This is a genomic window from Streptomyces sp. ALI-76-A, from assembly GCF_030287445.1.
In the GTDB taxonomy this organism is placed as follows: domain Bacteria; phylum Actinomycetota; class Actinomycetes; order Streptomycetales; family Streptomycetaceae; genus Streptomyces.
Genome location: NZ_JASVWB010000002.1, coordinates 4611098 through 4630705, shown reverse-complemented (window position 1 = coordinate 4630705; position 19608 = coordinate 4611098). Strand labels below are relative to the sequence as shown.

Annotated in this window: 17 protein-coding genes; 9 read left to right on the top strand and 8 right to left on the bottom strand. The window is 68.7% G+C overall.

Translation table 11 applies throughout. From position 1 onward, the window contains the following. Window positions 1-409: 409 nt before the first annotated feature. The gene (dnaA, locus tag QQS16_RS21625) at window positions 410-2335 is read right to left on the bottom strand and encodes a chromosomal replication initiator protein DnaA (RefSeq protein WP_286063494.1); all 1926 of its coding nucleotides are present in this window, start codon (window positions 2333-2335) and stop codon (window positions 410-412) included. 372 nt (window positions 2336-2707) lie between these two features. On the opposite strand from dnaA, the gene rpmH reads away from it, so the two are divergent. The 9 genes from rpmH (at window position 2708) to QQS16_RS21580 (ending at window position 9677) form a co-directional block, all read left to right on the top strand. After that, window positions 2708-2845, top strand: a complete 138-nt coding sequence (gene rpmH, locus QQS16_RS21620; RefSeq protein WP_286063493.1) for a 50S ribosomal protein L34 — start codon at window positions 2708-2710, stop codon at window positions 2843-2845. Window positions 2846-2866: 21 nt separating this feature from the next. Next, entirely contained in the window at window positions 2867-3238 is a 372-nt protein-coding gene (gene rnpA / locus QQS16_RS21615; RefSeq protein ID WP_286063492.1) for a ribonuclease P protein component, read from the top strand. Continuing rightward, the gene (gene yidD, locus QQS16_RS21610; protein WP_286063491.1) at window positions 3235-3588 is read left to right on the top strand and encodes a membrane protein insertion efficiency factor YidD; all 354 of its coding nucleotides are present in this window, start codon (window positions 3235-3237) and stop codon (window positions 3586-3588) included. Before rnpA ends, yidD begins: the two co-directional genes overlap by 4 nt. Before the next feature lie 3 nt (window positions 3589-3591). After that, a complete protein-coding gene (gene yidC, locus QQS16_RS21605; protein WP_286063490.1) occupies window positions 3592-4899 on the top strand; it encodes a membrane protein insertase YidC in 1308 nt (435 codons plus the stop codon). Between the two features lie 15 nt (window positions 4900-4914). Next, window positions 4915-5427, top strand: coding sequence for a Jag family protein (locus QQS16_RS21600; RefSeq protein ID WP_286063489.1), 513 nt, complete (start codon window positions 4915-4917; stop codon window positions 5425-5427). Between the two features lie 124 nt (window positions 5428-5551). Then, on the top strand, window positions 5552-6271 hold the full coding sequence (gene rsmG, locus QQS16_RS21595; protein WP_286063488.1) for a 16S rRNA (guanine(527)-N(7))-methyltransferase RsmG: 720 nt from the start codon (window positions 5552-5554) through the stop codon (window positions 6269-6271). A gap of 290 nt (window positions 6272-6561) precedes the next feature. Then, entirely contained in the window at window positions 6562-7635 is a 1074-nt protein-coding gene (locus QQS16_RS21590) for a ParA family protein (protein ID WP_286066402.1), read from the top strand. Beyond that, a complete protein-coding gene (locus tag QQS16_RS21585; RefSeq protein ID WP_286063487.1) occupies window positions 7632-8732 on the top strand; it encodes a ParB/RepB/Spo0J family partition protein in 1101 nt (366 codons plus the stop codon). Before QQS16_RS21590 ends, QQS16_RS21585 begins: the two co-directional genes overlap by 4 nt. A gap of 327 nt (window positions 8733-9059) precedes the next feature. Then, entirely contained in the window at window positions 9060-9677 is a 618-nt protein-coding gene (locus QQS16_RS21580; RefSeq protein ID WP_286063486.1) for a GNAT family N-acetyltransferase, read from the top strand. 52 nt (window positions 9678-9729) lie between these two features. On the opposite strand, the gene trxA is transcribed toward QQS16_RS21580, so the two are convergent. From trxA to QQS16_RS21545, 7 genes are all read right to left on the bottom strand, one after another. Beyond that, window positions 9730-10062: a thioredoxin gene (gene trxA, locus QQS16_RS21575; protein ID WP_003991504.1), complete on the bottom strand. Its 333-nt coding sequence runs from the start codon at window positions 10060-10062 to the stop codon at window positions 9730-9732. A gap of 44 nt (window positions 10063-10106) precedes the next feature. Continuing rightward, a complete protein-coding gene (gene trxB / locus QQS16_RS21570) occupies window positions 10107-11075 on the bottom strand; it encodes a thioredoxin-disulfide reductase (protein WP_286063485.1) in 969 nt (322 codons plus the stop codon). A 190-nt stretch (window positions 11076-11265) separates the two neighbouring features. After that, window positions 11266-12228 carry an RsmA family anti-sigma factor gene (locus QQS16_RS21565; protein ID WP_286063484.1) on the bottom strand — a complete coding sequence of 321 codons (963 nt, stop codon included), beginning with the start codon at window positions 12226-12228 and terminating at the stop codon, window positions 11266-11268. Continuing rightward, the gene (sigM, locus tag QQS16_RS21560; RefSeq protein ID WP_286063483.1) at window positions 12225-12950 is read right to left on the bottom strand and encodes an RNA polymerase sigma factor SigM; all 726 of its coding nucleotides are present in this window, start codon (window positions 12948-12950) and stop codon (window positions 12225-12227) included. The genes QQS16_RS21565 and sigM overlap by 4 nt, the downstream gene beginning before the upstream one ends. 25 nt (window positions 12951-12975) lie before the next feature. Beyond that, complete coding sequence (locus tag QQS16_RS21555; protein ID WP_286063482.1) at window positions 12976-14697, bottom strand: protein kinase family protein; 1722 nt, start codon at window positions 14695-14697, stop codon at window positions 12976-12978. Window positions 14698-14816: 119 nt separating this feature from the next. Beyond that, the gene (gene murJ, locus QQS16_RS21550) at window positions 14817-17084 is read right to left on the bottom strand and encodes a murein biosynthesis integral membrane protein MurJ (protein WP_286063481.1); all 2268 of its coding nucleotides are present in this window, start codon (window positions 17082-17084) and stop codon (window positions 14817-14819) included. Between the two features lie 44 nt (window positions 17085-17128). Further along, window positions 17129-19489 (bottom strand): DUF6049 family protein, encoded by a 2361-nt coding sequence (locus QQS16_RS21545; RefSeq protein ID WP_286063480.1) that lies wholly within the window; start codon window positions 19487-19489, stop codon window positions 17129-17131. Between the last annotated feature and the right edge of the window lie 119 nt (window positions 19490-19608).

Genomic DNA, 19608 nt, shown 5'->3' with positions numbered 1-19608 from the left:
GTGACGCCTTTCACTCGACCCGGTGATCAGGCACATCACGTTGCCGAACAGTGGACAGGCATGTGGAGAAGCTGGGGATCGCTGGGGACAACCGACCACAGCCTGTGGGCCGCCGGTGGACAACTTGGTGCACAGGCTGTGGACCATCCCTTCGTCCACAGCCTGTGGACATCCTTTGTCCACGAATCCACAAGCACTTGACCTGGCCTGATGGTCTCTCACCTCGGGCGCCTGTGGACACGATCTGGACAACTCCCCAGTCCCCAGGGTGTGGACGGGAAAAAGTCACCGAATCTGTGGAGAGAGGCCGTAACCCGGCAGGTAATCGAACAGCTGGTGACGGGCGCACGAAGAAGGGCGCCCCCGGATCCGGTCCGGGGGCGCCCTCGGTGACGCGTCTGCGCGGCGGTCAGGCGTTCTTGATGCGGTTCGTCAACTCGGTCACCTGGTTGTAGATGGAGCGCCGCTCGGCCATCAGATTGCGGATCTTGCGGTCAGCGTGCATCACGGTGGTGTGGTCGCGGCCGCCGAACAGCGCGCCGATCTTCGGCAGGGAGAGGTCGGTCAGCTCGCGGCACAGGTACATGGCGATCTGGCGAGCGGTGACGAGCGCGCGCCCGCGTGAGGTGCCGCACAGGTCCTCGACCATGAGGCCGAAGTAATCGGCGGTCGCGCCCATGATGGCCGTGGCGGTGATCTCGGGCGCCGAGTCCTCGCCGCCGGGGATGAGGTCCTTGAGGACGATCTCCGTCAGGCCCAGGTCCACCGGCTGCCGGTTGAGCGACGCGAACGCCGTGACCCGGATCAGCGCCCCCTCCAGCTCGCGGATGTTGCGGGAGATCCGCGAGGCGATGAACTCCAGTACCTCCGGCGGGGCGTTGAGCTGCTCCTGGACCGCCTTCTTGCGGAGGATGGCGATACGCGTCTCCAGCTCGGGCGGCTGCACGTCGGTGATCAGGCCCCACTCGAAACGGTTCCGCAGCCGGTCCTCCAGGGTCACCAGCTGCTTGGGCGGCCGGTCGCTGGAGAGCACGATCTGCTTGTTCGCGTTGTGGAGCGTGTTGAACGTGTGGAAGAACTCCTCCTGCGTCGACTCCTTGTCCGCGAGGAACTGGATGTCGTCGACGAGCAGGATGTCCATCTCGCGGTAGCGCTTGCGGAAGCTGTCGCCCTTGCCGTCGCGGATGGAGTTGATGAACTCGTTGGTGAACTCCTCCGAGCTCACGTAGCGCACCCGCGTGCCCGGGTAGAGGCTGCGCGCGTAGTGCCCGATCGCGTGCAGCAGGTGGGTCTTGCCCAGTCCCGACTCCCCGTAGATGAACAGGGGGTTGTACGCCTTCGCGGGTGCCTCGGCGACGGCCACCGCGGCCGCGTGCGCGAACCGGTTCGAGGCGCCGATGACGAACGTGTCGAAGAGGTATTTCGGGTTCAGGCGCGCGGTCGGCTCACCGGGACCGGTCGCCGGCGCGGGCTGCGCGGCCAGTGGGCCGGGGGCGCCGTTGGCGGGCAGCTGGGAACCGACCGGACCGCCGCGGTGGACGTGACCGGAGCCGGACGGCATCTCGGGGCGGTCCCGGCGGCCGTCACGCTGGTCGTAGTCGCCACGCGACTGGTCGTAGTCGGGACGCTGGCCGTCGTACGGGCCGCGGTCCATCGGCTGCGGACGGTAGTCCTGGGAGTAGGAGTCCTGCGCGCGGGATCCGTACGAGTCCTGGGACGGGGAACCGTACGAGTCCTGGGACGGCGACGCGTACGGGTCGCGCTCCGGAAAGCCGAGCCGCTGCTGCTGCCAGCTGTACTCGTCCTGCGGCGGCCGGGGCCAGGCGCCGGGTTCGGGGCGCTGGTACTCGGAGGGATACGCGGGGCGGGCGGTCGGGAGCTGGTCCGGGCGGGGGCCGTGGTCACCCTGGGAGCCGGGGTGCTGCTCGCCGCGGGCCTGCCGGTGGTCGTCGGCGCGGTGGCGGCCGTAGCCCTCGTACTGATGGGGCGGGGGCTCGGGCTCCTCGTAGCGCTGCTGCTGGGGTCGGGAGGAGGGCATAGGCGGGGCCTGGGGCTCGCCCGCCGAGTCGTCGACGGTGATCGCGATGCGGATCGGCCGGCCGCACTCGCGGGTCAGTGTCTCGCTGACGATCGGCGCGAGCCGGCCCTCGAGCACGCCCTTCGCAAATTCGTTCGGTACGGCGAGCAGGGCGGTGTCCGCGACCAGCGCGAGGGGCTGGCAGCGGCGGATCCAGTGCTCGTCCTTGGTCTCGACCCCCTGCCCGCGCCCCTCACCGAGAAGCTGCTCCAGTACTCGTGGCCACACTGCGGCAAGATCGGCAGGTACGTCAGCCACAGGGCACGCTCTCTCACGGGGTCCCACGAACGTGTGGTTCGGGACCGGTCGGGATTCAAATGGGGTGGGACAGCTACAAGGGAACGAATCGGAGTTCAGCCACGGTAGTCAGGGCGACGGCTGAGGTTCAAGTTGTTGTCCCCAGCCTGTGGACAGTGTCTCCCGGTGACCCCTGGTTTGACCGGATGGCGTAGCCGCGCGTACCGTAACCAGGTCGAGTTGTCGATGGCTGCTGCCGCCTGCCTCCGATGGGCACAGATCATTTGGGTGATCGGTCAGCGGTGCACTCGGGCGTGACGCGAGCTACTCGTGGGCGCACGGTGACAGCCAGGACGGCGCCCGCAAACCCCGATTTCTTTCTGGAGCCCCCGAGTGAGCAAGCGCACCTTCCAGCCGAACAACCGTCGTCGCGCGAAGACCCACGGCTTTCGCCTGCGGATGCGGACCCGTGCCGGCCGCGCGATTCTCGCGACCCGCCGTAACAAGGGTCGCGCCCGTCTGTCCGCCTGATCCCGGTCAGGTCATGACGTCGTGCTGCCCACCGACAACCGGCTGAGGCGGCGCGAGGACTTCGCGACCGCGGTACGACGAGGTCGTCGGGCTGGACGCCCGTCTCTCGTCGTCCACTTCCGTAGCGGTACAACGGACCCGCACGCGCCTGGGGAGAGCGCTCCCCCGACGCGTGCGGGTTTCGTTGTCAGCAAAGCCGTGGGCGGTGCGGTCGTGCGCAACAAGGTGAAGCGCAGGCTCCGCCATCTGATGCGCGACCGAGTCCCCCTGCTGCCCCCCGGTAGCCTGGTAGTCGTACGAGCGCTGCCCGGTGCGGGTGACGCCGACCATGCACAACTGGCCCGAGACCTGGACGCCGCCCTCGAGCGGCTGCTGGGAGGGGGCGCGCGATGAAGTACCCGCTGCTGGCGCTGATCAAGCTGTACCAGTGGACCATCAGCCCGCTGCTCGGGCCGGTGTGCAAGTACTACCCGTCGTGCTCCCGCTACGGCTACCAGGCCATCGACCGGCATGGTGCGGTCAAGGGCACGGCACTCACGGCCTGGCGCATCCTGCGGTGCAATCCGTGGTCGCTGGGCGGTGTGGACCATGTCCCGCCGCGCAAGCGTCCGCGGTGGCACGAAATGCTGCGAAACACCTGGAGCGCACGCAAGGGCGGGCCGTCTTCCGCCGAATCGGCCACCGAGGGGCAGGCTCCTTCGAGCCCGGCCGCAGAGACCCCGTCCCATGCCCAAGGAGCATGATTAGTGGACACGATTGCCAGCTTCTTCAGCTTCATCACGACACCTGTCTCCTGGGTCATCGTCCAGTTCCACACGGTGTACGGCGCCATCTTCGGCGATGACACCGGGTGGGCCTGGGGCCTGTCCATCGTGTCTCTGGTGATCCTGATCCGCATCTGCCTGATCCCGCTCTTCGTGAAGCAGATCAAGGCGACCCGGGCCATGCAGACGCTGCAGCCCGAGATGAAGAAGATCCAGGAGCGCTACAAGAACGACAAGCAGCGTCAGTCCGAAGAGATGATGAAGCTGTACAAGGAGACGGGTACCAACCCGCTCTCCTCGTGCCTTCCCATCCTGGCGCAGTCGCCGTTCTTCTTCGCGCTGTACCACGTGCTCAACAGCATCGCGAACAACGACACCATCGGTGTCATCAACGAGAGCTTGCTGGAGAGCGCGCAGAAGGCGCACATCGTCGGTGCCCCGCTGGCCGCGAAGTTCACCGACAGCTCCTCGGACGTCGCCGCGCTCGACGCCTCGCTGACCACCGTCCGCGTCGTGACCGCGGTCATGATCGTCCTGATGTCGGCCTCGCAGTTCTACACGCAGCGCCAGCTGATGACGAAGAACGTCGACACCACGGTGAAGACGCCGTACATGCAGCAGCAGAAGATGCTGATGTACGTCTTCCCGATCATGTTCGCCGTCTTCGGCATCAACTTCCCGGTCGGTGTCCTCGTCTACTGGCTGACCACCAACCTGTGGACCATGGGTCAGCAGATGTACGTCATCCGCAACAACCCGACCCCGGGGTCCAAGGCCCAGGCCGCGTACCTGGACCGCCTGTACAAGCACGTCACGCACCACGGCAAGACGCGCGGCCGGGGTCAGAAGGCCATCGTCAAGGCCATCGTGGCCAAGGGCCGCGACCGCAACGAGTTCGAGCGCAAGTTCATCAACGGCCTGAACAAGGCGGGTCTCGCGGCCCAGGCGGACGGCACTGTGGTGAAGGGCGAGACCGTGGCCGTCGCCCAGGCGGAGGACGGCACGCCGACGAGCGCCGCCGCGCCCAAGCGCCAGCAGCCCAAGCGGCAGTCCAAGTCGCAGCGTCAGTCCGCCGCTCAGAAGGCCGCGGACGAGGCGGCCGCTCAGAAGGCGGTTGGTGAGCAGCCAGCCGGTGAGAAGACGTCGCTCAGCAAGTCCGACGACCAGCCCGAGGACGCCAAGCCCGCAGCCAAGAAAGCCGGCCAGAAGCCAGGCGGGAGTGCCCGCAGCAAGGCCCAGTCCGGACAGCGCAAGGGCCCGCAGCGGCCCAAGTCCCCGTCCAAGAAGTAAGAAGGAGTCCATCCCGTGACGGAAGGCACCACCTCCGCCGCTGCCGAGGGTGCAGACACCCTGACCCGCCTGGAGCAGGAGGGCGAGATCGCTGCGGACTACCTGGAGGGTCTGCTGGACATCGCCGATCTCGACGGCGACATCGACATGGACGTCGAGGCCGACCGAGCCGCTGTCTCCATCGTCAGCGACTCGGCCAGCCGTGACCTGCACAAGCTGGTGGGGCGCGACGGCGAGGTGCTGGAAGCCTTGCAGGAGCTCACGCGGCTGGCCGTCCACCGGGAGACCGGGGACCGCAGCCGGCTGATGCTGGACATCGCGGGCTACCGCGCCAGGAAGCGCGAGGAACTCTCCGAGCTGGGGGCCAAGGCCGCAGCCGAGGCCAAGAACTCGGGCGAGCCCGTCCAGCTGAAGCCGATGACACCTTTCGAGCGCAAGGTCGTGCACGACGCGGTCAAGTCCGCCGGCCTGCGCAGCGAGTCCGAGGGCGAGGAGCCGGAGCGCTTCGTCGTTGTGCTTCCCGCCTGATCGGTCCGTACGACCCTTCGGCCCCGTCTGTTGCGCAGGCGGGGCCGAACTTTGTCAGCCTGATAGTTCTGGTGGTTCTGGCGTCGTCGCCGGTGCGCCCACGCCATACGGAAGGACGGTCCCCGTGACGGAGGCAGCTGAGCTTCCCCCCGTGCCCGAGCAGGCGCGCGAGGTGTTCGGTGATCGCTTCGCGGACGCGGTCCGCTACGCGGAGCTGCTCGCCGAGGCGGGTGTGCAGCGCGGTCTGATCGGACCGCGTGAGGTGCCCCGGCTGTGGGAGCGGCACCTGCTGAACTGCGCGGTGCTCTCGGAGGTCGTGCCCGAGGGTGTGACGGTGTGCGATGTCGGCTCCGGCGCCGGTCTGCCCGGCATCCCCCTGGCGCTCGTCCGGGAGGATCTGAAGATCACGCTGCTGGAGCCCCTGCTGCGGCGCACCACGTTTCTCACGGAGGTCGTGGAACTGCTCGGCCTGGATCATGTGACGGTTGTCCGTGGCCGGGCCGAGGAGGTCATGGGGAAGCTCACACCCGTCCATGTGGTGACGGCGCGGGCGGTGGCCCCGCTGGACCGCCTGGCCGCCTGGGGCATTCCGCTGCTGCGCCCGTACGGGGAGATGCTCGCGCTCAAGGGCGACACCGCCGAGGAGGAGCTCAAGACCGCGGCGACCGCCCTGAGCAAGCTGGGGGCCGTGGAGACGTCCGTCCTGCATGTCGGTGAGGGTGTGGTGGATCCGCTGTCCACAGTTGTCCGGGTGGAGGTCGGCGAGAGCCCGGGTGGCGTGCGGTTCGCGGCGAAGCGGGCCAAGGCCGCCCGGACGGGCCGGGCGCGCCGACGTCGCGGATGAGCTGCCTGGGGTGTCGGAGTCACTGACCGTCCTGACGATGAGACGTACTCCACACAAGCTGCCATACCTGTACATGCCGGAGTGTCGCGACAGTTCGGCCTGATTTGCTGTGCATCGTGTTTCACGTGAAACGTCGCTCACTGCTGCACGGCATCATCAGCCGGGGCCGGGCTGCGGCCGAACCCCGCGACCGGAAGCCTCTCGGTTCACTCGGAGAGGGTGCGGAGTTGTCCACAGAGGTGGATTTCTCCACAGAACAACAGGCCTCACTGGTTCACGACCCCGAAGACATGGGAGGCTCTGTTCATTGCGAGCCTGAAGTCGAGGAGAGTGAATCCTTGCGGTCCGACGCCAACATCGCGGGACCGATGACCGATCCGGTCCCCGGTCCCCGTACCGAGTCGATGGGGGAGGATGTTTCACGTGAAACACCGCCTCCGATGGACGACACTCCGATCGGTCGTGCTGCCCAACTGGCGGTAGAGGCTCTGGGCCGTGCCGGCGAGGGTCTGCCGCGTCCTGAGCAGACCCGGATCATGGTGGTCGCTAACCAGAAGGGTGGAGTGGGCAAGACGACGACGACCGTCAACCTTGCCGCTTCGCTGGCGCTGCATGGTGCCCGTGTACTGGTGGTCGACCTTGACCCGCAGGGCAACGCGTCCACCGCGCTGGGAATCGACCATCACGCCGAAGTCCCGTCCATCTACGACGTCCTGGTCGACAGCAGGCCGCTCTCCGACGTCGTCCAGCCGGTCTCCGATGTCGAGGGGCTCTTCTGCGCCCCCGCCACCATCGATCTCGCCGGTGCGGAGATCGAGCTGGTGTCGCTGGTGGCTCGGGAGAGCCGGCTCCAGCGAGCGATCCAGGCCTACGAGCAGCCGCTGGACTACATCCTCATCGACTGTCCGCCCTCGCTCGGTCTCCTGACTGTCAACGCGCTGGTGGCGGGCCAGGAGGTCCTGATCCCGATTCAGTGCGAGTACTACGCGCTGGAAGGACTGGGGCAGCTGCTGCGCAACGTCGACCTGGTGCGGGGCCACCTCAACCCCACCTTGCATGTGTCGACCATCCTGCTCACCATGTACGACGGCCGGACACGCCTCGCGTCCCAGGTCGCGGACGAGGTACGCAGTCACTTCGGCGAGGAGGTGCTGCGGACGAGCATTCCCCGCTCGGTCCGCATCTCCGAGGCGCCGAGCTACGGACAGACCGTGCTGACCTATGATCCAGGATCGAGCGGTGCCCTGTCCTATCTTGAGGCGGCACGAGAAATCGCGCTGAAGGGTGTCGGCGTCTCCTATGACGCGACACACGCGCACATCGGCGCACAGAGCGACCCGAGCATGGTGGAGGGGATCCAGTGAGCGAGCGACGGAGGGGTTTGGGTCGTGGTCTCGGCGCACTGATCCCTGCTGCCCCGACGGAGAAGCAGGTGACTCCGGCCACGGTGGGGGGCATTGCTTCGACGTCCCCGGCAGCAGTCCCGGTACTGACCGGCGACCGCGGAGTGGCCGCGGCGAAGGTGGCCACGCTGCCGCCTGTTTCACATGAAACCGAGGAGCCGTCGGCGCGCGGCGCCACGGAGATGCCCGCTTCTCCCATGGGCGCCCACTTCGCGGAGCTCCCCCTCGACTCCATCAAGCCGAATCCGCGCCAGCCCCGTGAGGTTTTCGACGAGGACGCGCTTCAGGAGCTCGTCACCTCCATCAAGGAGGTCGGTCTCCTCCAGCCCGTCGTCGTCCGGCAGCTCGGCCCCGCGCGCTATGAACTCATCATGGGTGAGCGGCGCTGGCGGGCCTGCCGTGAGGCGGGGCTGGAGGCGATTCCGGCGATCGTCCGGGCCACGGACGACGACAAGCTGCTCCTGGACGCCCTGCTGGAGAACCTTCATCGGGCCCAGCTGAACCCGCTGGAAGAGGCAGCCGCCTACGACCAGCTGCTGAAGGACTTCAACTGCACGCATGACCAGCTGGCGGACCGTATCGGTCGGTCCCGCCCGCAGGTCTCCAACACCCTGCGTCTGCTGAAGCTCTCGTCCACCGTACAGAAGCGCGTGGCCGCCGGAGTGCTCTCGGCAGGACACGCCCGGGCGCTGCTCTCCGTCGAGGACTCTGAGGAGCAGGACCGGCTGGCCCATCGCATCGTGGCGGAGGGCCTCTCGGTGCGGGCCGTCGAGGAGATCGTGACCCTTATGGGCTCGCGTCCCCAGAGGGCCCAGCGCTCCAAGGGGCCTCGGGCCGGCGCGCGGGTCGCACCCGCGCTGAGCGACCTCGCGACCCGCCTCTCGGACCGTTTCGAGACGCGTGTGAAGGTCGAGCTGGGCCAGAAGAAGGGCAGGATCACCGTCGAGTTCGCCTCCCCGGAGGATCTTGAGCGGATCCTCAGCACCCTCGCTCCGGGCGAGAAGCTGGCTCTCCAGAAGAGCCTCCTGGAGAGCGCGTCCGAGGAGACAGAGGACTGATCGGCCGGCCCCCGGAGCGCGGGGATGCTGGAGCGGTGACAGGGCGGGCCGTGGCCGACGGATATCGGACACGACCCGCCCTTTGCCATGAGGCGGTGTCGGTGGAATCGCATCGTGGATACGATGCGTTCGGGTATGGCGCATCCACCCGGCAGCACCTCTGAGGGGAGAGGCAGGGGCTATGCGAACGGTGAGCCGGACCGGACTGGTGAGCGCAGGCCTGGGACTGGGCGTGATCGGCGGCTTCGTCGGCAGTCTGCTCAGGGAACGGAGTGCTCTGACGGCCGCCCGCGACGTGGCGGGCGAAGGAAGCGAGGATCAGGCTTCATGGGGCGTCGGCTCGTACCGCTCACGCTGGACAACCTTCAGGACCTTCCCCAGCGCTGTCGCACGTGTGTCTTCTGGGAACTCGACCCCGTCAGTGGTGAGGCCGCGGTAAAGGCCGGAACGCCCGCTCTGGAGAAGGAAGCCTGGATTTCCGCCGTCCTGCTGGACTGGGGGTCCTGCGGAAGGGTCGTGTACGTCGACGACGTACCGGTGGGCTTCGTGCTCTACGCTCCTCCGGCCTATGTCCCCCGCGCGACGGCGTTTCCCACGAGCCCTGTCTCGCCCGACGCGGTACAGCTGATGACCGCGTTCATCATGCCGGGCTACCAGGGCCAGGGGCTGGGACGTGTGATGGTCCAGACGGTCGCGAAGGATCTGCTGCGGCGTGGCTTCAAGGCGATCGAGGCCTTCGGGGACGCGCGCTGGAAGGAACCCGCCTGTCTGCTGCCCGCCGACCATCTGCTGGCGGTGGGCTTCAAGACGGTCCGGCCCCATCCGACGTATCCACGTCTGCGTCTGGAGTTGCGGACGACACTCTCCTGGAAGGAAGACGTGGAGATGGCGCTCGACCGGCTGTTGGGAGCTGTGCAGAAGGAGCCGGCGCTGCGGCCCCTGTGACGAGAGAGGGCCAGCCCTTGCGGGCCGGCCCTCTGGTGTTTCACGTGAAACGTCACTCGGCGATGAAGTCCTCGAGGTCGCGGACGATCGCGGCCTTCGGCTTCGCGCCGACGATGGTCTTGGCGACCTCGCCACCCTGGTAGACGTTCAGCGTCGGGATGGACATGACGCCGTACTTGGCGGCCGTACCCGGGTTCTCGTCGATGTTCAGCTTGACGACCTCGATCTTGTCGCCGTACTCGGCGGCGATCGCCTCGAGGGACGGAGCGATCTGGCGGCACGGGCCGCACCAGGCAGCCCAGAAGTCCACCAGGACGGGCTTGTCGCTCTTGAGGACGTCCTGCTCGAAGGAATCGTCGGTCACATTCTTCAGGGTGCCGGCCACGGCGGGCTCCTTAACTGGTTGGTGCGTGGGGTGGTGGGTGAAGGTCAGACAGCGGTCTTCTCGGGCTCCGCCTTCTCCTCGTCCGCGAGAGCGGCGAGGAAGCGCTCAGCGTCGAGGGCGGCGGCGCATCCGGTGCCGGCCGCGGTGATGGCCTGGCGGTAGGTGTGGTCGACCACGTCACCTGCGCCGAAGACGCCGGACAGGTTCGTCCGGGTGGAGGGCGCGTCCACCTTCAGATAGCCCTCCTCGTCCAGCTCCAGTTGTCCCTTGAAGAGTTCGGTGCGCGGGTCGTGGCCGATCGCGATGAACAGACCGGTCACCGGAAGGTCCGAGAGCTCGCCGGTCTTCAGATTGCGCAGCTTCAGACTCGCGAGCTTCTGGTCGCCCTGGATCTCCGCGACCTCGCTGTCCCACACGAACTTGATCTTCGGGTCGGCGAACGCGCGGTCCTGCATCGCCTTGGAGGCGCGCAGGGTGTCACGGCGGTGGACAATCGTCACGGACTTGGCGAAGCGGGAGAGGAAGGTGGCTTCCTCCATCGCGGTGTCGCCGCCGCCGATCACGGCGATGTCCTGGTCCTTGAAGAAGAAGCCGTCACAGGTGGCACACCAGGAGACGCCGCGGCCGGAGAGAGCGTCCTCGTTCGGCAGGCCGAGCTTGCGGTGCTGCGAGCCGGTGGTGACGATGACGGCCTTCGCCCTGTGCACCGTGCCCGCGGTGTCGGTGACGGTCTTGATCTCCCCGGTCAGGTCGACGTTGACGATGTCATCCGGGATGAGCTCGGCGCCGAAGCGCTCGGCCTGGGCCCGCATGTTGTCCATGAGCTCGGGACCCATGATGCCGTCCTGGAACCCGGGGAAGTTCTCCACCTCGGTGGTGTTCATGAGCGCACCACCCGCGGTGACGGCGCCCTCGAACACCAGCGGCTTCAGCGACGCGCGCGCGGTGTACAGCGCCGCCGTGTAGCCGGCGGGCCCTGAGCCGATGATGATCACGTTACGGACGTCGGTCACGGCTTGATTCCTCGTCTCTGGACTGCGGCGTACGACCGGGGGAGTTCCTCTCGGAACTCTCACCCCACCCAACGGATCCTAAGGGTCCCGCATTCCCGCTGTGTCCGGGCACACGGAGAGGCGACACCGTAGGGGATACCACGCAGGCCGAACGAAGACGAAGACGAAGACCAAGACCAAGACCGTGCGGTCAGGACTTCGCGTAGGTCTGCTTCAGCAGAACCTCGGCCTTGCCGACGGACGGGTCGGTCACACAGGTCGAGTCCATGATGTAGGCCGTGACGCGGGTGGCGTCGGACGCGTCGGGCAGCACGACGAGCAGTGCGTCCGTCCCCCGGTAGATACCGGGCTCGGTCGCGAGCGCGGAGCCGCTGCGGCCGATGCCCTTCTGAACGCAGGCGGGCACCGGGGTGGTGTCCTGAAGGATCTTGGGCTCGTTGCTACCGGGGAAGGACTCCGCGCCCAGGCTGCTCCGGGGGCGGGATCCGCTCCCCGCGCTCTGGCTCGTGGCAAGGAGATCGGAGACCTGCTTCTCCAGCTTCTCCTCCGAGAACGTGTCCGCGGAGGTGGACTGCTGCCCTCCTGTCTCGGACGGCTTGCCATCGTTCATGGAGGACAGCAGCACGGATCCGAACCCCAGAGCCGCGACGGTGAACACAGCACCCAGGACGGCGGCCCTGCGCTTGTCACTCTTCCTGCGTTCCTTGCGACCGGGGCCCGTGGTCGTGGCACGGGGACGCCCTGACGGACGGTCTGCAGACGTCGATGTTTCACGTGAAACACGCTCAGCGTCATCGGACTCCGTGCTGTTCTGGTGTGCAGGGTCCGAGTCCGTGGCGGACGCGGACTGAACCGTCGGGCCGGCCGGTGCTTGCGCATGGTCGGCAACCGGTGCGGTGGCGTTCAGCAGGGCCTCCGCCGCGAGGGCGGCATCGATCCGGCCGGCGACATCGGCGGGCATGCTCACGGGGCCCGGCAGTGTGCCGAGCAGCCCTCGGATCTCCTCCAGCGAGGTGAGGACGTCCGCGCAGACCGCGCACTCGGCCATATGCCGCCGTATGTCCGCGGTCCGGGACGGTGGGAGCAGGCCTTCGGTGAGGTCGGAGATCTCCGCGACGTCCGGGTGCCCGGACGTGTCTGTCGTCGATGTCACGCTCGCCCACCTCCGCCCTTCACGGCAGCTGAATCGCTTGGCCCTGGTTCCGGGGGACCTGCCTCACGCGGTCCCGCTGCGGGTGGGACGGATGTCCCCTGCGACCGGTTCCGCCCGGCGCCCCCTTCTCTGCCGTCCCCGGCTCTTTCCGGCCGCAGATGGGTGAGGAGGGGCAGGAGTCTGGCTCGGCCGCGAGCGCAGCGGCTCTTCACGGTTCCGGTGGGCACGTCGAGCATCCGGGCGGCTTCCGCGACCGGATAACCCTGCATGTCCACCAGGACGAGGGCGGCTCGCTGGTCGGGCGGGAGGGTGCCGAGCGCCTCCAGGAGCTGCCGGTGGAGGTCATTGCGCTCCGCGGGAGCCGAGGCCGACTCGTGCGGCTCCAGCAACTGTTCCAGGCGCTCGGTGTCGTCGACCGGAGACGTCTTCCGGGAGGCCGCCTTGCGGGCTCGGTCAAGGCAGGCGTTCACCGTGATCCGGTGCAGCCAGGTCGTGACGGCCGACTGGCCACGGAAGGTGTGGGCGGCCCGGTATGCCGAAACGAGGGCGTCCTGGACGGCGTCGGCGGCCTCCTCGCGGTCCCCCAGTGTCCGCAGGGCGACGGCCCAGAGCCGGTCGCGGTGGCGGCGCACGAGCTCACCGAACGCGTCGGGGTCACCCTCCACATGGCGGGCCAGGAGGTCCTGATCGCTTACGTCGCCGTACGCGGTGCCCTCTGCCATCGGACCCCCTCCCCTGACGACCCGCTCAGCCTGTGAACTTGAGGTCTGTTATGGCCTGCTTGTAGCCGGAGTTGCTGTAGGTGTCGCCCGGCGCGTACGGCAGGGCGGTGAACCACACGAGCACGTACCGGCTCTTCACCGGCTTGGCGACCGACACCTTGGCGGTGGTACCCGTCGTCTTCACGGATCCCAGCTTGGTCATCGACGTCAGGGGGACGGACGAACTCATGGAGTCCGTCGCGTACAGCGTGACCTTGGTGTGGTCTCCGCCGAACAGGAGCCCTATCGAAGCGGTCGAGACCTCCTCCTCCGAGCCGAGGTCGTAGACGATGCCGACACCGGGCTTGAAAGCCGGGTTCATGGTGGGACCGTCTTTGTAGCTGGCGGTGCGCCAGTACGTCGAGCTGTCGCTGTCGTACGTCTTGCCGACGTCCGCCGGGTGCTGGGCCTGGCCCGTGGCCACATATTCCTGGGCCCCCCGGATGCTGAGCGTCTTGACCGGCTTGGGAGCGGTGCTGTTCTTGTCGTCCTCGTCGGTCGTCTGCGTGTTGCCGGTGTCGTCCGCCTTGTTGCCCTGGTCCATCAGGGCGTCCGCCAGCTGCCAGCTGCCCAGCCCCAGCGCGGCGATGAGGAGGGCCGACACCGCCCACTTCAATGCCTTGCCGGTGCGGCTCTGCAGCGGAGGCGGCGGCGTGGGCACGGACTGCGTGATGCCCGGGTGCGCCGGCCCCCGGCCGTAGGTCCCCTGCTGGTACGTCGTGCGCTGGTAGTCCGGCGGGGCGGTGAAGGACGGCTCCGGCGGGCGGATGCGGGGCATCTCACCGATCGCCTTCACCAGTTCCTCGGGCGTGGTGCACGGGGTCTCGTGGCGGGAGGCGGTGGCGCCGTCGTTGGCGAGGGCCCGCATGGAGAGTTCGGACAGACCACGGTGGACGCCCGCACGCACCTGGTCGGGGGCGATGAGCCCGACGTCCTTGGGAAGTCCGGACAGGCCGTAGGCGTCGCTCTCGTACGGCCAGCGCTGGGTGAGCGCCGCGTACAGCAGGGCGCCGATCGCCTCCGTGTCGGTCCGCTGCGGGGTGTCGGAGGTGGCGCCGCGCAGTGCGGCGTTCACGGCGAGGCCGCGGATGCGCCACTGGCCGCTCGAGGTGCGCAGGACGGCGTTCGGGTTCAGGCGCAGGTGCGCCAGGCCTTCGCGGTGGGCGGCGGCCATGGCGGAGGCGATCTGACTGACCATCTGGTAGGCGTCGTACACCTCCAGCGGGCCGGGGGCCAGCAGTGTGGTCAGTTCCGTGGCGTCGGGCAGCCACTCGTGGACGACGTAGACGAGGTCGTTCTCCTCGACGGCGTCGAGGACCTGGACGAAACGGGGGTCGCCGAGCAGCGCGGAGGAGCGTGCCGCCGCCAGAACGGAACGGGCTCGCGCGTGGTCCGCGGGCAGGATGTGGACGCCGACGGCGCGCCGCAGTTTCTCGTCCACGGCCCGCCAGCTGCTGAACCCGTCCAGACGGGTGACGCACTCCTCAAGACGGTAGCGTCTGGCGAGCTTGTGACCGCTGTGCAGTTCGGGCGGTGAGGCCTTTTCGGGACCCTGGGTCCCGCCGCTCCCCTGTGCCTCGACGTCTTCCGTGTCCCGCTCCCGGTTCTTGGCCACCCCGTCGGCCGTGGACTGGTCCGCCTTGGCGGTCAGCGGCTCGTCACCACTGTTGTCTGCCACGTCGACGGCAGCCGTGCTCCGTTCCGCCACCGTCGTTCCCTGCCTCCCCATCCATGGCGCGCCGTACGACGCCGAGACCAATTGTGCCCACAGTCCGCCGCTATGCACGACACGCGGTGGCAGACGATGGTTGTGCGCTTACCCGTCCCTCAGCGCCCCAGGCGCCCCCGCACCATGCCGACCAGTGAGTTCAGCTCCTCGATGCGCATGCGGCGGGCGGCCACGAAGAAGATTCCGAGCAGTACCGCACCGCCTGCGATCAGGGCGGCGAAGGATCCGACGACGCCCTGGCCGAGCGAGTTGCCGATGCCGTAGCAGGCCGCGCCGCTGAGCAGGGCCGCCGGCACCGCGGCGATGCACAGCCTGGCGTACGTCCGCAGGACGCGATTGCCGTCCAGGTCACCGCCCAGCCGCTTGCGCAGCCGGTTCCAGGCGACACCGACACCGATCGCGTAGGCGAGGCCGTACGAGGCCGACATGCCCACCACGGCCCACCGGGCCGGGAGGACGAAGTAGCACAGGGCCGACGCACTGGCGTTGACCACGGCCACGATCACCGTGTTGTAGAAGGGGGTGCGGGTGTCCTCGTAGGCGTAGAAGGCGCGCAGGACGACGTACTGCACGGAGTAGGGGATCAGGCCGAGGCCGAAGGCCATCAGCATGAATCCCATGTTCGTGGCCTCGCTGGTGCCCGAGGAGCCGAAGATCAGCGTGCACATCGGGATGCCCAGCGACACGAAGCCGAAGGCGATGGGCACGATCGCGACGGCGGTGGTCCGCAGGCCCTGGGAGATGTCGTCGCGCACGGCGCCGGAGTCGCCCTCGGCCGCGGAGCGGGACAGCCGCGGCAGCAGGGCGGCCATCAGGGAGACGGTGATGATGGCCTGCGGCAGGCCCCAGATCAGCTGGGCGTTGGCGTAGGCGGCGAAGCCGGTGCCGTCGACGGGCGAGTCGGTGCCCGCGGCGGTGGACAGCTGCGAGACGACGATCGCGCCGGCCTGGTTGGCGAGGACGAACAGGACGGTCCACTTGGCGAGCGTGACGGCCTTGCCGAGGCCGTGGCCCTTCCAGTCGAAGCGCAGCCGCAGCCGGAAGCCGGTCTCGCGCAGGTACGGGATCATCGCCAGCGCCTGCACCACGAGGCCGAGCAGGATGCCGATGCCGAGGAGCCGCTGGCCCTCCGCCGGGATGGTCGTGACCTTCATGCCGGAGTCGGCCGCGGTGCCGTACACCCACATGAACATGCCGAGCGTCACGATGATGACGATGTTGTTCAGGACGGGCGTCCACATCATCGCGCCGAACTTCCCGCGCGCGTTGAGGATCTGACCCATCACCACGTGGATGCCCATGAAGAAGATCGAGGGCAGGAAGTAGCGGACGAAAGTGATGCCGACCTCGTTGGCCGCCGGGTTGCCGGCGACCGAGTCGGACAGCAGACGGATCAGGATCGGTGCGCCGAGGACGGAGAGGACGGTGAGTGCGCCGAGCGCCACCATCACCAACGTCAGCAGCCGGTTTGCGTACGCCTCGCCGCCGTCCTCGTCCTCCTTCATGGCACGCACGAGCTGCGGCACGAAGACGGAGTTGAGGCCGCCGCCGACGGTCAGGATGTAGATCATCGTCGGTAGCTGGTAGGCGACCTGGAAGGTGTCACCGAGCAGACCGACGCCGAGCGCCGAGACGATCAGCGCGGAGCGGATGAAGCCGGTGAGGCGGGAGACCATCGTGCCGGCCGCCATCACGGCGCTCGACTTCAGCAGGCCGGATGCCCGCCCGCCCTTCTTGACCGCGGGCGCCGGAGGCGCGGCGGGCGTGGCGGCGAGGTTCATGGTCTGGTCGTCCGTGGGCAAGGAAGGCGGGGCCTGGTACTGCGGCGCCGGCACCCGCTCCCCCGGGGCCGCTGCCGGACCCGGCACCGACGGCTGCTGCTCGTACGACGGGTGCCCGCTGCCCTGCTGCTGGTCCCGGAAGAGATGCGCGAACGCGTCCGGTTCGTGGCGCTCCTCGCCCGCCTGGGTCACCAGGTCGTCGACGCCCACGAACTGGGTGGTGCGAGGGTCGTCGCCGTACGGCAGGTACTGCGTCGGGCCGTCCGGCTCGGGCGCCGGGGTCTGCGCCCACACGCGCGGGTCGGGGGCGTACGGCGACTGGGGCGGCTGGACGTACAGCGGCTGCTGCGGCTGGTACGTGCCCGGGGGCGGCGGGGGATGCGAGGCGCGGTCGTACAGCGCCTCGGCGATCGGGTCCTGGGCATAGAGGTCCTGGGCCCGGTAGGGGTCCTGGTCGTAGGCGTCCTGGAGGTACATGTCGGCGGGGGGCTGCGGCGGCACCTGGCCGTGCTCGGGCGGCGGGCCCTCGGGGTCGCCCGAGCTGCCCGCGGCCCGGCCGCGGTCACCGTCGTACGGCGCGTTCATGGTTACCCCACCTCATCGTCCCGGGCCCACCGGCCACGACATCCTCAACGGTCCACTCTCTCACCCGTGCCGGACGGGTCCGCGCTTTCCGCTGGGGTGTCCGGTGCCGGGTCACTCGGCTGCTCCGGGTCGTCCGCCCGGGAGCGGATGCCGGACTCCGCGGGGAGACGGTCGTCGGTGCCCTCGGAGGTCTCCGGGAGATCCACGGCCTCGCCTGTCCCGTCGAGGCCGTCCTCCTCGGCCGCGCGGGCGGCCGCGCGCTTGCGCTGGGTGTACATCCGGAAGCCGGCGAGGACGAGCAGGAGGAATCCGCCGCCGATGACCAGCATGACGTTGGCGGTGAACTCGGTGACCTTCACGTCGAAGGTGACGGGCTCGCCGTACGCCCGGCCGTCCTCCGTGTACAGCTGGGCGATCACCGTGGCCTGGCCGTTGACCTTGGCCGTCGTGGTGAACTTCACCGTCTGGCTGTGGCCGCCGGAGACCTCGACCGGCTGCTCGGAGTAGGTCTCGCCGCCGATCTCCAGGCGCTTCGGGCTCAGCGAGGTGAGCCGCAGCACCAGGCGGTCCACGCCCTGTACCAGGTTGTTCTGCACGGTCACCGGGATCGTGGCGCTGCGCCCGGAGAGCTTGGTGTCGGACTTGTCGATCAGCATGACCTGGTCGGCCAGTTCGTCGAGGTACGTCTCCACGTCTGAGCGGAAGCTGGTCGCCTCCATGGCGCGGCCGCGCCAGGTCGTGGACATCTCGCGGTTCATGGCCCGCCCGAAGGGGGTCACCACCCGGGACTGGTCGCTGAGGACCACCTTGAACTTGTCGAGCTTGTCCTGCGTGGTGGCGATCTCCTGGAAGGCCGTCCGCGTCAGTTCCTGCTTGCGCAACGAGGAGGGGTACCTGGAGGCCGCCGGCACCGTCGTGGTGGCCTCGGGGTCCGGCTTGGCGGCGGCGGCCGCCGTGAGGTCCTGGGGCTCGGACCAGTTCCCGCTCTGCACCGCCGTCAGCGCCTCAGCCATCGCCTGGGCCTGGCGTGCCGAGGGCATGCGCTGCGGAGCGACGACGACGCTGCGCTGCTTGCCCGTCTGGAGGGTGAGGGCGAGGCTCTGGGCGAGGAACTGCTGGACGGCGAGCGTGGCGGAGGAGGCCCTCGTGAGATCGCCCTGGAACGCCGTCGACATCCGGGCGTCCGCGACGATCGCCGTGGTGCCGCCGCCGATGGGGCGGGCCGCGGACGGTGTGTACGTCAGGCTGCCCGTCTCTTGGAGGCTGTCGCTGCGCGCGATCACCTTGTCGGCGCCGGCGGAGGTGGCGACTTTCATGATCGACGGGTCCACGGCACCGTCGACCGGCCAGGCGAAGTCGGTGCTCGGCGTCACGTGCAGCACGGTCCGCACCGTGGTGGCGGCGACATCGGTCGCCTCGTCGAGGTGGCTGAGCGAGCCGGTGACGCCCGTGCCGTTGTGCGCGAGGGAGGCGAGGTCGGGATCGGCGAAGGGAAGGGCGACGACCTCGTTGTCCGTCACCGCCTCCTGCAACTCGGCGAGCCATTGCTTGGCTACCGCCTGAGGGGGGACCGTCCGCGTGGTGCTGCCGGTTCTGACGCGGTAGGTGCGTGTCATCGCGTCGACCGAGGCCAGCAGGTCCGGGTCGATCACCCAGGTGACGTCGAGGTCCTTGCCCAGGGACAGCATCTGGTCCAGGCGGCCGCCCGGGGAGAGCTCCTTCAGGAGATCGTCGTTGAGGAAGACCGGCGTCTGCTGCTCGTTCGATCCCGTCTCCGCCGTCAGGTGGAGAGTGGAGACGAGAGGCCACAGGTACGTCGTCCTGGTCTTCGTGCGGGCTTCGCCGGACTGCCACGGCAGGAACGTGCTCCGGCTGCCAAGCACCTGTTCCCAGGGTTGGGCGGACGTCTCGCCGGAGAGTGACACGGCGAACGGATAGACACCGCTGTCACCGAGGTCCAGCTCGTCGACCGGCACCGAGATGGAGAAGGGCTCGGCGACGCCCGGTGTGAGCTTGGAGAACTTCTCGACGTACGTGCCGCCGATCTCCGACCCGGTGACGCTCTGGGTGTCGCCGCTGTTCCTGGCCGCGCGGTCGATGGCCGAGCGGGTGTTCAGCTCCGGCCCCACGTGCAGTCCCACGTGGGCTTGCGTGACGGCCTGCTTGCCGTTGTTGGTCACCGTGCCGGACACGGTGAGCGTGTCGCCGTCGGTGGGGACGCTGGGGGTGAGGGTGTCGACGGCAACGGACACGGTGCCCGAGTCGGCGGCCTGGGCGGGCGGGGCGGCGGGCAGCTGGAACAGTCCGGCCAGCAGGGGCGCGCCGGCGAGCAGGGCTCCGGTGCGCCGCATCCACCGGCGGGCAGGTGAGGCACTGGTCCCCTTGAAGTCTGCCGCCTCGGCCACGCGCTCGCCCGTCCCTCGTCGTCAGTGGTCGTCGGAATGTGCGTCCACGCATGGTAACGATGCGCGCTGAGGGGAAGTGCCGCGGACCGCGCCACAAGATCGGAGGAAGCGACGGGCTG